The sequence below is a fragment of the Rhodococcus sp. 27YEA15 genome (assembly GCF_049739425.1).
Classification (GTDB): domain Bacteria; phylum Actinomycetota; class Actinomycetes; order Mycobacteriales; family Mycobacteriaceae; genus Rhodococcus_F.
In genome coordinates this window covers 4,986,578-5,001,282 of the sequence record NZ_JBMHHW010000001.1, presented here as the reverse complement: position 1 = coordinate 5,001,282, position 14,705 = coordinate 4,986,578, and the positions used below count along the sequence as shown (strand labels likewise).

Annotated in this window: 13 protein-coding genes and 1 pseudogene; 8 read left to right on the top strand and 6 right to left on the bottom strand. The window is 64.0% G+C overall.

Annotated elements, in window-relative coordinates; translation table 11 throughout:
* Nucleotides 1–577: 577 nt before the first annotated feature.
* Nucleotides 578–1,070: pseudogene (locus tag ABH922_RS23390) on the bottom strand (SdpI family protein).
* A gap of 101 nt (nucleotides 1,071–1,171) precedes the next feature.
* Here ABH922_RS23390 and leuS point away from each other — a divergent pair.
* Nucleotides 1,172–4,018, top strand: coding sequence for a leucine--tRNA ligase (leuS, locus tag ABH922_RS23385; protein ID WP_424809204.1), 2,847 nt, complete (start codon nucleotides 1,172–1,174; stop codon nucleotides 4,016–4,018).
* 567 nt (nucleotides 4,019–4,585) lie between these two features.
* Here the strand turns inward: leuS and ABH922_RS23380 are convergent.
* Nucleotides 4,586–5,833: a hypothetical protein gene (locus ABH922_RS23380; RefSeq protein WP_424809203.1), complete on the bottom strand. Its 1,248-nt coding sequence runs from the start codon at nucleotides 5,831–5,833 to the stop codon at nucleotides 4,586–4,588.
* A gap of 381 nt (nucleotides 5,834–6,214) precedes the next feature.
* On the opposite strand from ABH922_RS23380, the gene ABH922_RS23375 reads away from it, so the two are divergent.
* The 3 genes from ABH922_RS23375 to ABH922_RS23365 all read left to right on the top strand — a co-directional run bounded on the left by ABH922_RS23375 (nucleotide 6,215) and on the right by ABH922_RS23365 (nucleotide 8,580).
* Nucleotides 6,215–6,391 carry a hypothetical protein gene (locus tag ABH922_RS23375; protein WP_424809202.1) on the top strand — a complete coding sequence of 59 codons (177 nt, stop codon included), beginning with the start codon at nucleotides 6,215–6,217 and terminating at the stop codon, nucleotides 6,389–6,391.
* 336 nt (nucleotides 6,392–6,727) lie between these two features.
* Nucleotides 6,728–7,783: a Dyp-type peroxidase gene (locus ABH922_RS23370; protein WP_424809201.1), complete on the top strand. Its 1,056-nt coding sequence runs from the start codon at nucleotides 6,728–6,730 to the stop codon at nucleotides 7,781–7,783.
* Nucleotides 7,783–8,580, top strand: a complete 798-nt coding sequence (locus tag ABH922_RS23365) for a family 1 encapsulin nanocompartment shell protein (protein ID WP_424809200.1) — start codon at nucleotides 7,783–7,785, stop codon at nucleotides 8,578–8,580. Before ABH922_RS23370 ends, ABH922_RS23365 begins: the two co-directional genes overlap by 1 nt.
* Here the strand turns inward: ABH922_RS23365 and ABH922_RS23360 are convergent.
* From ABH922_RS23360 to ABH922_RS23345, 4 genes are all read right to left on the bottom strand, one after another.
* On the bottom strand, nucleotides 8,566–8,889 hold the full coding sequence (locus ABH922_RS23360; protein WP_424809199.1) for a hypothetical protein: 324 nt from the start codon (nucleotides 8,887–8,889) through the stop codon (nucleotides 8,566–8,568). The two genes, ABH922_RS23365 and ABH922_RS23360, sit on opposite strands and share 15 nt — an antisense overlap.
* Nucleotides 8,886–9,710, bottom strand: a complete 825-nt coding sequence (locus ABH922_RS23355; protein WP_424809198.1) for a DUF692 domain-containing protein — start codon at nucleotides 9,708–9,710, stop codon at nucleotides 8,886–8,888. The genes ABH922_RS23360 and ABH922_RS23355 overlap by 4 nt, the downstream gene beginning before the upstream one ends.
* Nucleotides 9,707–10,612 carry a TIGR04222 domain-containing membrane protein gene (locus ABH922_RS23350; protein ID WP_424809197.1) on the bottom strand — a complete coding sequence of 302 codons (906 nt, stop codon included), beginning with the start codon at nucleotides 10,610–10,612 and terminating at the stop codon, nucleotides 9,707–9,709. Before ABH922_RS23350 ends, ABH922_RS23355 begins: the two co-directional genes overlap by 4 nt.
* A 116-nt stretch (nucleotides 10,613–10,728) precedes the next feature.
* Nucleotides 10,729–11,406, bottom strand: a complete 678-nt coding sequence (locus tag ABH922_RS23345) for an SDR family oxidoreductase (protein ID WP_424809196.1) — start codon at nucleotides 11,404–11,406, stop codon at nucleotides 10,729–10,731.
* Nucleotides 11,407–11,482: 76 nt separating this feature from the next.
* On the opposite strand from ABH922_RS23345, the gene ABH922_RS23340 reads away from it, so the two are divergent.
* From ABH922_RS23340 to ABH922_RS23325, 4 genes are all read left to right on the top strand, one after another.
* Entirely contained in the window at nucleotides 11,483–12,409 is a 927-nt protein-coding gene (locus tag ABH922_RS23340; RefSeq protein ID WP_424809195.1) for a metal ABC transporter substrate-binding protein, read from the top strand.
* Complete coding sequence (locus ABH922_RS23335; protein WP_424809194.1) at nucleotides 12,406–13,137, top strand: metal ABC transporter ATP-binding protein; 732 nt, start codon at nucleotides 12,406–12,408, stop codon at nucleotides 13,135–13,137. The genes ABH922_RS23340 and ABH922_RS23335 overlap by 4 nt, the downstream gene beginning before the upstream one ends.
* 4 nt (nucleotides 13,138–13,141) lie before the next feature.
* Nucleotides 13,142–14,017 (top strand): metal ABC transporter permease, encoded by an 876-nt coding sequence (locus ABH922_RS23330; protein WP_424809193.1) that lies wholly within the window; start codon nucleotides 13,142–13,144, stop codon nucleotides 14,015–14,017.
* A 97-nt stretch (nucleotides 14,018–14,114) separates the two neighbouring features.
* Complete coding sequence (locus ABH922_RS23325) at nucleotides 14,115–14,651, top strand: nuclear transport factor 2 family protein (RefSeq protein WP_424809192.1); 537 nt, start codon at nucleotides 14,115–14,117, stop codon at nucleotides 14,649–14,651.
* The last annotated feature ends 54 nt before the right edge of the window (nucleotides 14,652–14,705 follow it).

The window sequence follows — 14,705 nt, the reverse complement described above, 5'->3', positions numbered from 1 at the left end:
GCATCAGATCTCGGGTGACGGAAGCGTTCGGATATCGGCGAGCCGGTTCGGGGCACCGGCCATCTTCTGGGCGGGTCGACTGGTGACGGTCCGGCGATCGCCGCGGCAAAGGCAATTACGACGGCGGGGCCGGATCGGAAGACTAGTCCGACGTTTCCCCGGCCTTTCGACTGGAGTGTGCGGCCACCGAGATCATCGGACGGTTCGATCTCGGTGACGGTCGCCTCGACCACCTCGTCGAGGTTGTGGTTCAGGGCGGCCATCCCACGCCGAACACCTGCATGCCGATCTTGTCGACGAGGCCGGGGTACGGATGCGACCGTCGCGCAACAGCCGGGTGCCGAGCCGGCCGAGCACGCCGCCGAAGAGCAGCGTCAACAGCAGGAAGGTCGACGTATTCGCGGTGAGGCTCGAGAACCGTCGGGGGACGTGGTGGTCTAAGTGCGTGGCGATCTTTTCCGGCAGATGCGGACGGCCACAGCCGGGTGAGAACCACACCGCTCAGTGCGCACAGCACGGGAACGATCAGACCGAAGAACGGCCCCGGCCGGATCGATCACACGATGTTTCACGTGAATCAATGAGCCGGCTGGCAAGCGTCCTTGAGTGCGCAGGCACCGCACGAGGCGGTTCCGCAGGCGGCAGCGTTGGCCTTGGCTTCGACGGTTTCGGTGACTACTGCTTCGGCGGGGGCTTCGGGTTGACCGCAGTTGCAGTCGTTACCGCAACCACTCTCCTGTGGGAGGGCAGCGGGCGGCGCGAGCGCCGATGGAGCCACCGACGCCTGCCGTCAGCACAGCGGCGACGACTGCGATGATCGCCACCGCGACACCGAGCAGTCCACCGAGCGCCAGAGCGGCGACGCCGCCGATCACCAGCACGCCGGACGCGGCGAGCATGGTGGGCGCAGCCACCTTGTTCGCGAGGGCGAAGGTCTCTTCGCTCCGCAGGGAATCCTCGGTGCGCACGCCCGCCCAGCGGTTACGGGGCAGCTTGCCGATCAGGCCGGCGACAGCAACTCCGCCGACGGCGAGAGCGAGCACGAACAGCACTACAGCGACAACGATCACCCGTACAGGATAGGCGCGGGCGGTGTTGAGGGTATGCGCGGGTCGTGGAGGCTCTACCCTGGTTAGCGGTATTTCCGTCAGCCAAGTAGATAGCGACCACAGTGACCGAGTCTTCGCAGTCCCCCGATTCACCAGTCGACGCCACCCCGCAGCACCGCTACACGGCGGAGCTTGCCGGCCAGATCGAGCAGCGCTGGCAGGACCGCTGGAGCGAGGAGGGCACGTTCGACGCGCCCAATCCGGTCGGCCCGCTCTCCTCCCCCGACGGCGTTCCGGCCGACAAGCTCTTCGTGCAGGACATGTTCCCGTACCCCTCGGGCTCAGGTCTGCACGTCGGCCACCCGCTCGGGTACATCGCCACGGACGTGTTCGCGCGCTTCCACCGGATGCAGGGCCGAAACGTCCTGCACACTCTCGGCTACGACGCGTTCGGGTTGCCTGCCGAGCAGTACGCCGTGCAGACGGGCACCCATCCGCGCAGCACCACCGAGTCGAACATCGCCAACATGCAGCGTCAGCTGCGCCGTCTGGGCCTGGGGCACGACGAGCGCCGCAGCCTCGCGACGACAGACGTCGATTTCTATCACTGGACGCAGTGGATCTTTCTGCAGATCCACGGCGCCTGGTACGACAAGGCGGCAGGCAAGGCTCGTCGCATCACCGAGCTGGAAGCCGAGTTCGATTCCGGTGAACGGGTTCTGGAAGACGGACGCGAGTGGGCGTCGCTGACCGCAGTGCAGAAGGCGAAGGTTCTCGATTCGTATCGCTTGGTCTACCAGTCGGATTCGATGGTCAACTGGTGCCCCGGTCTGGGTACGGTGCTGGCCAACGAAGAGGTGACGGCCGACGGTCGCAGTGATCGCGGTAACTTCCCGGTCTTCCGTAAGCATCTGAAGCAGTGGATGATGCGGATCACCGCGTACTCCGATCGTCTGGTCGATGATCTCGAGTACCTGGACTGGCCGGACAAGGTCAAGGCCATGCAGCGCAACTGGATCGGGCGCTCGTACGGTGCCGAGGTCACGTTCGCGGCCGGCGCTCTGGGTATCGACGTGTTCACCACACGCCCGGACACCCTGTTCGGTGCCACGTACGTGACGTTGGCCCCCGAGCACGAACTGGTGGATCAGCTGGTGGCGCCACAGTGGCCGGCGGGCGTCGACGTCCGCTGGACCGGTGGCGCGGCCACCCCGGCGGAAGCTGTTGCCGCATACCGTAAGTCGATTGCCGCCAAGACCGATTTGGAGCGTCAGGAGAACAAGGAGAAGACCGGCGTCTTCCTCGGTTCGTACGCGACCAATCCGGTCAACGGCAAGCAGGTGCCGATCTTCGTCGCCGACTACGTGCTCACCGGCTACGGAACCGGCGCCATCATGGCTGTTCCCGGCCACGACGCCCGTGACTGGGAGTTCGCGACCGCGTTCGGGCTCGAGATCCTCGAGGTCATCTCCGGCGGCGACGTGAGTGAGGCGGCGCACACCGGTGGCGGCGCCCTGGTGAACTCCGACTATCTCGACGGCTTGGACGTCGCGGAGGCGAAGGCCACCATCATCAGCAAACTCGAGGAGGGCGGCCACGGTAAGGGCACCATCCAGTACAAGCTGCGCGACTGGCTCTTCGCGCGTCAGCGGTACTGGGGCGAGCCGTTCCCGATCGTCTACGACGCCGACGGCAATGCGCATGCGCTGCCCGATTCGGTTCTGCCGGTTGTGCTTCCGGAAGTCGAGGACTACGCACCGGTGTCGTTCGATCCAGACGACGCCAACTCGGAGCCCTCTCCCCCGCTGAACAAGGCGACCGACTGGGTCGACGTCGAACTCGATCTCGGTGACGGACTGCAGACCTACCACCGCGACACCAATGTCATGCCGCAGTGGGCGGGCAGTTCGTGGTACCAGCTGCGCTACATCGACCCCACCAACGAGGACACCTTCTGCGATCCGCAGAACGAGGCGTACTGGACGGGCCCGCGCCCGGAACTGCACGGCCCCAACGATCCCGGCGGCGTCGACCTGTACGTCGGTGGCGTCGAGCACGCGGTGCTGCACCTGCTGTACTCGCGTTTCTGGCACAAGGTGCTCTTCGATCTGGGCTACGTCAGCTCCAGCGAGCCGTACCGCCGCCTGTACAACCAGGGCTACATCCAGGCGTACGCGTACACCGACGCCCGCGGGGTCTACGTGCCCGCCGAGGAGGTGACCGAAGAAGACGGCAAGTACTTCTACCAGGGCGCCGAGGTCAACCGCGAGTACGGCAAGATGGGTAAGAGTCTGAAGAACTCCGTCTCGCCGGACGAGATCTGCTCCGCGTACGGCGCCGATACCCTGCGGGTCTACGAGATGTCGATGGGTCCGCTGGACACCTCACGCCCGTGGGCGACCAAGGACGTCGTCGGTGCGGCCCGCTTCCTGCAGCGCGTGTGGCGCGTCGTCGTCGACGAGGAGACCGGCAACGTCCGCGTCACCGACGAGCAGCCGGGTGAAGAGACCTTGCGGGCTCTCAACAAGGCCATCGCCGGAGTGTCGGAAGACTATGCGGCGCTGCGTGACAACACGGCTGCCGCCAAGCTGATCGAGTACAACAACCACCTCACCAAGGCCTTCCCGAACGGCGCGCCGCGTGCTGCAGTCGAGCCGTTGGTGCTGATGCTCGCTCCCCTGGCCCCGCACCTCGCCGAGGAGCTGTGGTCACGTCTGGGCTACCCGCAATCCCTTGCGCACGGGCCGTTCCCGACAGCCGAAGAGAAGTGGCTCGTCGAGGACACCGTCGAGTACCCGATCCAGGTCAACGGCAAGGTGCGTAGCCGCATCACCGTCGCCGCCGACGCGGACCGCAAGGTGATCGAGGAGATCGCGCTGGCAGACGAGAAGATCGTCGACCTGCTCGGCGGTAACGCTCCGCGCAAGGTGATCGTCGTTCCGGGCAAGATGGTCAACGTCGTCCTGTAGCGACCTTCGGCTCCTGTGCGCCTTTGTGGTAGCTCGCGCTACCGGAAAGGCGCACAGGGGGTTTCAGCCGTACGGATCGCCCGCTGGGCGGTAGAGGGCCTCGGATCCTTCTGTTGCGTCGGCGCTGCAGACGACCAGAAATTCGCCCGCCGGCGAGATCGTGCAATACCAATTCCCGGAGCCACCTGTGTCACGGGGTCTGCTGTAGAGCACCGGGTGCGTTTCGTTCGTTATCGCCGTCGCGTCCGCGCAACTGACAGAGCTTCCTCGAACGATCACATCACGCGGTATGTCGTCGGCAGATCCGACGGTGAGGCAACTGTCGTGGCGCGATGGTGCCGTGCGCTCTGGTGGACGTCATCTGTCCCACAGACGCAGGGTGCCTGCCTTCTGAGCGGATTCGAATGTTCGCCGTTACCGGGGATGAACACGCGGCTACCGTGACGCCGGCTGTGACAGCGAGAAAGCCGACTACCCGGCGAGTGCGCATGAACGTTGTTGACATCTAAGTCGAAGAAATCAGGGGCACAGTCCGTTGATCGAGTGACATGAATCGACGGATCGGGGTCAGGTCCCCACCTTCCAGCCGGTACTCAGATCGGTCAGCAGATCGGGGAGCCGCGCGGTGAGTCGACCACGCGCCGACATGTCGGTGAACGGGGTGGCCAGCAGTACGGCGGTATCTTGCGGGTGTTGCTGCACGGCGGCTGCGTATTTGGGTGCCAGCTCGTCCGTGATGAACTTCCACCGGGGTTCCCGGTCCGCCCAGTTGAAGTCCGGTAGCGGACCGGTCAGAGTTGTCTTCGTGCCGAGGATGTCAGTGGTGACGGTGATCGGTGCGTAGTTTCCCGGTGCCGGAGTTCCCGGCACGGCCGGCTTACCGGCGAGGGTGGTGAAGTAGGTCAGGACGCGGCCCATGCCGTCGCGTCCGCGAGCGACCTGGTCCCACTGGTCTGCGATGATCTGGTTCTGTTCGCGCGAGGCGAGACGCACCAGACCGTCGACGAGGCCTTCGGGTGTCCCATCGGCAATGGATTTCCATGCTGCAGTGAGATTTTCGTCGAAAAGTCCGGCTCGCTCGAATTCCGCTGTCCCGGTTGGTCCCGATGCCATGTACGCCTCGTGCATCGGGACGAGGTCGATGAAAATGTGTTTCTGCATGGTGAGCAGATTTTGCAGATACCAGTCGGCGTCGCTCTTCGACAGCTGTGGTGTGTCCCGGATCAGGCGGCCGAGATCGTCGGGTAGATCGGTGGCCGATATCCCTGCAGTCCCTCGGGCGGCGGCCGCAGCTGTCTGGCGAACCGCATCCACACCGAGGGTGTCGGACAGCGATCCGAGATCGTAGAAACCGGCCGCGAAGGACACTCCTGCGAGGCCCGCCATACCGGACCAGTACAGCTCGGGGCGAGCGTTGGTCATCCGCAGATAGTTGACGTAGACCTTGTCGACAGTGGCTCTGTTTGCCGCTAGTCCGAGCTGCGGATCCCAGCCCGCCAGATCGATGTGGGCGTTGTCCGCCCCTACCGCCAGCCAGTACTGCCGCAGCAGGGTCGCATAGCGGCGTGGCTCGATGCCCGCGGTGCGAGCGGATTCCAGTGCGCTGTGCAGTTGGTTCCGATCGAGCGGAAGCGCGGGGTTGAGACCACCGCCGTCGGCGCCGTCCGGATTGGTGTCAGCCAGATCCAGGTACGCGAGGTAGCTCGGTGCTGCGCGAACCTCGGCGACGGTGGTGGCAGCAAGCAGCGTTGCAGCCAGGAGACACAAGATGAGCTGTAATCGCCTCGACCGCAGTGAAAAAACGTGTTGGATCACCGGTGGTACCCCCTGGTTCAGCCGAAAGATGCACGGCTTCGCCGTCCCCCCGACCAGAAATGACAACATGTGTAGTCAGATTGTTACCCGGTTCCCTCTGGTTCGTCAATCGAATTGCTGAAGACGGACATCGCCGCTACGTACTCGGGTCGACCTCCTTGTTGGAACTCGTCTGAAAGTACGAGGGCTCACTCATGGCACCGTCTGCAGGGGTCATCCGCTGCGCCGGCGAGGCGTACGTGAAAACAGGGTCGGCTGCACAGGTCGTCGAGCTCTATGCGGAGGCAGTGAGTGTCGAGGACCCGGCGGGTACGGAGGTGCGCACCACGTGGGAAGCGATCGGTGAGTTCTACGCTGTGATCGAGAACTTCGACCAGACGGTTGTTTCTTCACACGCTCGGGATCGCCGGAAACGAAGCCGCGTTTCATTTCTCGCCGATTGCCAATCCGGGTGAACTGACTCTGGCGATCGCTCCCGTCGAGGTGGTGACGTTCGACGACGGAACGATCACCGCGATGCGTGCTTTCTGGAATCAGGAGGACATGATCACCGGTTGAGTGCACCGAACGGACGGGTGTCGATTCTGCCGGGCGCTCCGGCTACGGCCCGACGTTGTGCCGCATGGCATGTGATTCCGAAACATGTTCGGCACCAACGTGTTTGTCGCCGAGCTCGCGAACGTGCGTCCGCGTACTGACCGGCGTCGACCGCGTGCGCAAGGCGGGTCGGCTGCCGGTGCGTTCACAGCAGGTACCCTGTCCGGGCGCGACGTGACCGGACAGATCCGCGAGTCTTCCGATCGGTCCCGATCCACGTACATCCGAGAGCACTCACCGGAGCGACTTGCGGACTACCTCGTGCCGACGTTGTCCCAATCCGCCATACTGGTCTGTATGGCGGAAACGAGTGGGATCGACGAGGCCGACGCGGGTTCGCCCGCGACACCGCAGCCGTTGCTGACTCCGTTGACGGAGGCGGCGATATTTCTGGTGTTGACCATCGACGAGGGTGGTGAGCAGGCAGTTCACGATGTTCTCGCAGATGTCTCGGGGTTGGAGCGATCGATCGGATTCCGGGTTCCCGCAGGTGGGCTCGCCACGGTGGTCGGAATCGGCTCCGATGCCTGGGACCGCCTGTTCGCCGGGCCGAGGCCGGCCGAGCTGCATCCTTTCGTGGAGCTGACAGGCGAGAAACACCACGCTCCGCGCACCCCCGGTGACCTGCTGTTCCACATCCGGGCCCGGCAGATGGACCTGTGCTTCGAGTTCGCGTCCGTCGTGACGACGCGGTTGGCGGGGGCGGCAACGGTGATCGACGAGGTGCACGGGTTCAAGTACTTCGAGCAGCGCGATTTGTTGGGCTTTGTCGACGGTACCGAAAACCCGTCCGGGCGCGCGGCGTACATGGCGGTCACCGTTGGTGACGAGGACCCGGAGTTCGCAGGCAGCAGCTACGTCATCGTCCAGAAGTACCTGCACGACATGTCGGGGTGGAACTCGCTGCCCGTGGAAGAGCAGGAGAAGGCCATCGGCCGGTCCAAGCTCGAAGACCTCGAGATGGACGACGAGACCAAACCGGTCAATGCTCACACCGCGTTGACAGTCATCGAGGACGAATCCGGCGAGCAGGTGCAGATCCTGCGCGACAACATGCCGTTCGGGCACGTTGCTTCCGGGGAGATGGGAACGTACTTCATCGGTTATTCGGCGTCACCGGCGGTGACGGAGCAGATGCTCACCAACATGTTCATCGGAAATCCGGTCGGCAATCACGATCGGATTCTCGATTTCTCCACTGCGGTAACGGGAATCAACTTCTTCGTTCCCACTGCGGATTTTCTCGACAGTCCACCGGACCTTCCGGATCGGCTGGTACCCGAAGCGAGCTTCATCGCGCCCATCTCTGACGGTTCCCTCGGAATCGGCAGCCTCACAAGGAGTGCTCAGTAATGACGAACCTGCATCGCGACCTTGCTCCCATCTCGGCGTCAGCTTGGGCCGAGATCGAAGAAGAAGCGAGCCGTACCTTCAAACGCCATGTGGCTGCGCGTCGCGTCGTGGACGTCGAAGGTCCTTCGGGCGTAGATCTTTCGGCAGTCACTCTGGGGCATCAGGTTCCGATCGCGCCGTTGGCGGACGGTGTGATCGCGCATGCACGGCAGTCGCAGCCGATCATCGAATTGCGAGTGCCGTTCACGGTGAGCCGCCAGGCCATCGACGACGTCGAGCGTGGTGCGAAGGATTCGGACTGGCAGCCCGTCAAGGACGCGGCCAAGAAGATCGCGTTCGCAGAGGACCGCGCCGTCTTCGAGGGTTATCCGGCGGGAAGTATCACCGGGGTGCGTGCCAGTGGATCGAACCCGGAGTTGAAGCTGCCCACCGATGCCAAGGACTACCCGGAGGCGATCAGCCAGGCCATCACGTCGCTGCGCCTGGCAGGCGTCAACGGGCCGTACTCCCTGTTGCTCAGTGCCGACGCGTTCACCGCGATCAACGAGACCTCCGATCACGGCTACCCGATCCGCGAGCACCTACGGCGTGTTCTGGACGGCGACATCATCTGGGCGCCCGCTATCGACGGTGCGCTGCTGCTCTCGACGCGCGGCGGCGACTACGAATTGCATCTCGGCCAGGATCTGTCCATCGGATATCTCTCGCACGACGCGAATTCGGTCGAGCTGTACTTCCAGGAATCGCTGACCTTCCTCATGTACACCAGTGAAGCGGTCGTGTCATTGGCGTCGTAGCCGGCGCTGGTGCCACCGTGGAGGACGTACGAGTTCGCCGATCGACTCGAGGTGAGCGGTGAACGCCGTTGCGTCGGTACGAGAGGACGTCTTGGGACGTCCGTGAGCCCATTCGGTGAACAACTGCAGATAACGATCCCCCAGATGGTGGCGCACTCCCGGAAGGTGGTGCGCCACTTCTGCGGCCCGCTTACGCAACAGAGCTGCCGCCGCCGCCGAAACAGCGTCGGTGTCGAAACCTTCCGGAATCTCCGACCCGGCTACCAGTGCCCGCACCAATGCCTCCTGACGTTCTCCGAGTGTGCTCACGGACGTGACCACACCGTGTCTGCGGTGATGCGATCGAGTCCGGCGGCGTCGGCGATGGCGTCGAGTTCGTCGAGCAGTTCCAGTGCAGGTGGATAGTTGCCGTCCCGCTCGAGCATGATGGCCGGACGGCGTCCGCCGGCGGTGAACCGTGTGAGTAGTTCGAGGACGGGTTCCGGTATCGGATCGGTGTGGGTGTCGTGGTACATGCCGTCGTGGATACTGCCACCGGCTATGTGGCAGTAGGCGATACGGTCGAGTGGTAGCCGGTTCAGCTCGGTCCAGGGATCGAGACGGCGGTTCAGGGCATTGGCGTAGACGTTGGCGATGTCGAGCACCAGCAGAACCCCGGTGCGTTCGATGATCTCGGCGAGGAACTCTCCTTCGGTCAACTCGTCGTCGGGCCAGTCGAACAGGGCCGCGATGTTCTCCACCGCGAACGGCACCGGTAGCCCGTCCCGAGTTCGGGTGATGTTGCGTACCAGCGCATCTATCGACTCGTACGTTCGGGGAACGGGCAACAGATGTCCGGCTTCGAGTCCCCCTGCCCGAACGAATGCGATGTGTTCACTGGCCAGCGGTGAGCCGAGTAGTGTTGCAGTGCGCGCCATGTGGTCGATCCGCGACTGCTGCACCGGCTCAGCCCCGCCGAGGGAGAGTGAGATCCCGTGCGTGATCACCGGAACTCCGAGTGCCGCCAACTGGGGTGGAACGCTGTCTCCGATGGATTCCGCGATCACCTCGCAGAAGGTCGGTTTGTTCAATTGGGCGATGATTCCGGAAATTTCGGGGCGCCAGCCGATTCCCAATCCGTGCAGCGTCATCCGCCGCATCCCCCGCCGCCTCCGCAACTACTCCCGCCGCCACCGCTGTCGCCGCCTGAGCTGCTGCCGCCTCCGCAGCTGTAGTGACTCGACGATCCGGCTCCGGGACTGTACGCGGCGCCGGCCGACACGGCGCCTGCCAGTGCCGGGTCGATGAGGGCGAGGGTGCCCACACCGAAGAGTGCTGCGGACAGGCCCGCGAACGCCGGCCCGTAGCTGGTGTACGACGGACGTAGTTTCGGGGAGAGGTAGGAGTTCTCGTGCATGAGCCGGCGCAGTTCGGAGTCGCCGAGCGAGGTTCGGCGACCGTTCCGGCGTAGGAACGGAAGGGCGAGTGCCAATACGAGTACGGTGACGACCAGGTAGCCGACGGGCTTCCCGCCCGTGGTGCCGGCGATGATTCGCACGATTCCGAGTGCGATGACGGCAAGGATCGGCAAGGTCCGCAACGAGGCGTGAATGCCGCGTTGTGATCGTTGGAGGTACCCCTCGCCGATCAGCGTGGTCCGCAGTTGCGCCAGTGCGATGTTCAACCGGCCGAGGAGCCGCACCCGGCGCAGCGGCACTTTCCGGTTGCCGAGGCGCTCGAACACCGTGCGGGTGAACCAGTCGAGTCGCTCACGGTCTTTTCGGTGCATTGCGCGATTGGCTGCGCCATTGGTGTCGATCAGCCCGCCGCTACGCAGAATGGCCAGCGAGGCGAGAACGGCTTGGTAATCACTGGTGAGTGCGCCGACTTCGGGTGGTGTCAGTGCCCGACGGTCGGTGCCGGCCTTCTGGCACGACCGCCGTGCGGCAGCGCGGCTGTACAGCGAAAGCGCCACCGCGAGAAGTGCTGCCAGTAGATACCACTGTAAGAAGGTACGGCTGGGTATTCCCCAGGTATCGGTATGAATATTCATCACGCACCATCTCTCAACATCCTTGTCCGGCAACTGATGTCAGTATCGGGGCCGGCTGCGCGAAAGCTCTGTCGAGAGTGTGATCGTCACCGTTCTGTGACCGATGAACTGGGGGTTTACCTGCCGCTGGGGCGTAGAACGACCTCGGTGGGATGTGCGTCGGGAGGGGTTTGCACTGCAGTCAGTACTGCCCGGGCAACGCTGGTGGCCGTGAGATATCGGGATGAATCGTATGTTGCGCCCTCCTGAGCGACGATGGCGCGTTGCATATCGGTGTCGATGCGGCCCGGATGGATGGATGTCACCCTCAGGGAGGGCTCCTCGAGACGGAGGGCGTCGGCAAAGGCACGGAGTGCGAACTTGCTGGCCGCATACGAGCCCCATCCTGCGTTGGCGCGCAGTCCGGCGCCGGAATTGATCAGGATGACGTGACCGTGGGCGGTGCGGAGTGCGGGCAGCAGCAGTCGTGTCAGTTCCGCTACTGCGATCACGTTCACCTCGAGGGTGCGTCGCCACTGTTCGACGTCGGATTCCTCGACGGTCCCGAGGTCCGCGACGCCGGCGTTGTGGACCAGGACGTCCAGGCTTGTCACGGTGGAGGCAGCGGCTGCGACCGCGTCGTAGTCGGTCAGTTCCACCGGCCAGGGTGTCGATCCGGCGAGCTCGGTACCAATCGGCTCGAGAGACTCCGCGGAGCGCCCACCCAGAAGCAGGTTGTGGCTGGGAGCGAGGGTGCGGGCGATGGCGGCGCCGAGGCCGCGGCTGGAGCCGGTGATCAGGGCGGAGGGGCGCATGTGCCGATTCTATCGAGTCGGAAAGTTAGCTAGGCCGAACTTGTGTATTTGTTTACCCTGATATTAGGGTTCGATCATGACGAAACGCGCCGCGAACATCACCGGTCGACTGGGGATCGCCATTCTCGCCGCCACACTGCTGTCGAGTTGTTCTCCGGTCACCGCCGGCGCCGAAGACGAACGACCGGTGGTGCTTACCACCTTCACGGTGCTGGCGGACATCGCCCGGAACGTCGCCGGAGACCACCTGCGGGTGGAGTCGATCACCAAGGTGGGTGCCGAGATTCACGGCTACGAGCCCACTCCCGGCGACATCCGCCGTGCCGCGCAGGCCGACCTCGTCCTGGACAACGGTATGAATCTCGAAGCGTGGTTCGCCAAGTTCGTCGACGGACTCGACGTCCCGCACGTCGTGGTCAGTGAGGGTGTCGAGGAGATCTCGATTGCCGGCGACGCCTACGCCGGGACGCCGAATCCGCACGCGTGGATGTCGCCGCTCAACACCCAGAAGTACGTGGACAACATGGTGGCCGCCTTCACCGACCTGGATCCGGACAATGCGGCTGCCTACGAGCAGAACGGTTCGCAGTACAAGGCGAAGTTGCAGACGGTTCAGGACGAGTTGGTTGCCGGCCTGTCCGTTCTGCCGGTCGGTCAGCGAGCGCTGGTCACCTGTGAAGGAGCCTTCTCCTACCTTGCCCGCGACGCCGGACTCGCGGAAGCCTACATCTGGCCGGTCAACGCCGAGCAGCAGGCGACACCGCAGCAGATCATCGCCACGATCGACTTCGTGCGCACCAATTCCGTTCCGGCGGTCTTCTGCGAGTCCACGGTCTCCGATGCGCCGATGCAGCAGGTGGTCGATGCGACCGGCACGAAGTTCGGCGGCGTCCTCTACGTCGATTCACTCTCCGAAGCGGACGGCCCGGTCCCGACGTACCTGGACATGATTCGCCACGATACCGATGTCGTCCTCGGTGGACTTCTCGGTGCTCGGTCGTGATCGAGGCGATTCGGGTCGACGGTGTCAGTGTCAGCTACGGCGATGTCCAAGCCCTCGACGGTGTTGATCTGGTGCTGCGCTCGGGGAGCGTGTGCGGGCTGATCGGGATGAACGGCTCTGGCAAGTCGACGCTGTTCAAGGTGGTGATGGGGATGGTCAAACCGGATCGGGGTTCGGTGCGCATCGCCGGAACCGACTCGGCTTCGGCGCGCAAGAGCGGCACTGTGGGCTACGTGCCCCAGAGTGAGGACGTCGACTGGAGCTTCCCGATCAGTGTGCGCGACGTGGTCATGACAGGCCGCTACGGCCACATGGGATTCACTCGTCGGGCGCGGGCGCAGGATCGGGCAGCGGTCGACGCGGCCCTCGAGCGGGTGGAGTTGACGGAGTTCGCGGATCGACAGATCGGGCAGCTTTCGGGTGGACAGAAGAAGCGGGCCTTCGTCGCGCGCGGTATTGCGCAGGATGCGTCCGTCCTGCTCCTGGACGAGCCGTTCGCGGGCGTCGACAAGCGTTCGGAGGCAACGATTTCGCAGCTGCTTCGTGAACTGGCCGACGACGGTCGGTCGGTACTGGTCTCTACTCACGATCTGCATGCCGTTCCGAAACTCTGCGACGAGGCGATCTTGTTGATGCGGAGGGTGCTGTTGCATTCCGATCCGCTGACCGTGTTGCGCCCCGAAAATCTGGCGTTGGCCTTCGGGCTCGACGTACTCGACAGGACCTGACGTGATGAACCTTCTCGATGTTCTGCTCGATCCGCTCGACTACGCGTTCATGGTGCGGGCGTTGGTCGTCGCGGTCGTGTCGGCAGTCGTCTGCGCCGTGCTGAGTTGTTGGTTGGTACTCATCGGCTGGTCGCTGATGGGTGATGCCGTCTCGCACGCGGTGCTGCCCGGGGTGGTGCTGGCGTACGTCGTCGGAGCACCGTTCGCGGTGGGTGCCTTGATCTTCGGTTTGATCGCTGTCGCACTGATCGGGCTGGTACGCAGCACGAGTCGAGTCAAGGAGGACGCAGCTATCGGCATCGTGTTCACGACGTTGTTCGCGTTCGGGCTCGTGCTGATCTCGGTGACTCCCAGTCAGACCGACCTCAATCACATCATCTTCGGCAATCTCCTCGGGGTCAGTTCGTCCGATCTGGTCCAGGTGGCGTTGTTGGCCGCGGTGGCGCTCGCCGTTCTGTTGGTGCGCCGTCGTGATCTGACACTGTTCGCCTTCGATCCGATTCACGCCAATGCGATAGGGCTCTCCCCCAAGCGGCTGAGCGCTTTGTTGTTGGGTGTGCTCGCGCTCACGTCGGTGGTGGCGTTGCAGGCGGTGGGCGTCGTGCTGGTGGTCGCGATGTTGATCATCCCCGGTGCCACGGCCTACCTTCTCACCGACAAGTTCTCGCGAATGCTGGTCATCGCGCCCGCCGTCTCGTCGGCCGGCGCCGTGGTCGGGATCTACGTGAGCTATTACTACGACACCGCGTCCGGGCCGATGGTGGTGTTGACGTTGGGCATGGTGTTCGCGTTGGTGTACCTGTTCGCGCCGCAGCACGGTGTCATCGGTAAGCAGGTGCGCAGTCGGTGGAAGAAGCGTGCATCGAAGGCACTCGTCTAGGCACTTTGCCCATAGCTCGCGCCCCGTTCGATCGTTAGTGTCAATTCACGCTGCAGCGCACGAGAATTCATTGACAACTCACGAAGACGGAGTACCGGTGAACCCTACCGTCAGCCGCCGCGCCATGCTCTCGCTGAGCCTGACCGCCCTCGCCGCTGTAACCGCTGCCGCGTGCAGCAGTACCGCGTCGAGTGATGCCGGATCGAACTCGCCCACCACCGAAGAAGGAGTGACCATGGTCGATCAACCGCAGGTGGAAGCCGAACTGCGAGAACTGTTCACCGAGTGGCTGGCCGCCATTCCGGCGCAGAATGTGGAGTTCCTCCGGAGCACGATCAACGAGAACTGGGTGTACACCGACTACACCGGCCACGTGCACGACCGCGCCGAGTACCTCGAGATCATCGCCAATCTCGTCGGTGCGAAACACGAGACGGAACTCGTCTCCTTCGACGCCCACCCGATCACCGCCGACATCGTGATCTGTACCGGGCACTATCGTTCCAACGGCACCCTGGCCAACGGCAAGGTCAATGCGCAGGACAGCCGATTCACCTCCGTCTGGCAGAAGTTCCCGGCCGGGTGGCAGAGCCTGGTGCACCAGGCCACCAACGTGGGAGAAGCCTTCACCTGAGAGTGAGCCTTCTGCCATTGGGCTAACTGTCGGCAATCCGGTTCGGGTAGATTC

Bases quoted from the DNA above. Each gene is read 5' to 3' on its own strand.
- ABH922_RS23370 (WP_424809201.1), top strand. From the start codon at position 6,728: ATGGCGGAAACGAGTGGGATCGACGAGGCCGACGCGGGTTCGCCCGCG.
- ABH922_RS23365 (WP_424809200.1), top strand. From the start codon at position 7,783: ATGACGAACCTGCATCGCGACCTTGCTCCCATCTCGGCGTCAGCTTGG.
- ABH922_RS23355 (WP_424809198.1), bottom strand. From the start codon at position 9,710: ATGACGCTGCACGGATTGGGAATCGGCTGGCGCCCCGAAATTTCCGGA.
- ABH922_RS23350 (WP_424809197.1), bottom strand. From the start codon at position 10,612: ATGAATATTCATACCGATACCTGGGGAATACCCAGCCGTACCTTCTTA.
- ABH922_RS23345 (WP_424809196.1), bottom strand. From the start codon at position 11,406: ATGCGCCCCTCCGCCCTGATCACCGGCTCCAGCCGCGGCCTCGGCGCC.
- ABH922_RS23340 (WP_424809195.1), top strand. From the start codon at position 11,483: ATGACGAAACGCGCCGCGAACATCACCGGTCGACTGGGGATCGCCATT.
- ABH922_RS23330 (WP_424809193.1), top strand. From the start codon at position 13,142: ATGAACCTTCTCGATGTTCTGCTCGATCCGCTCGACTACGCGTTCATG.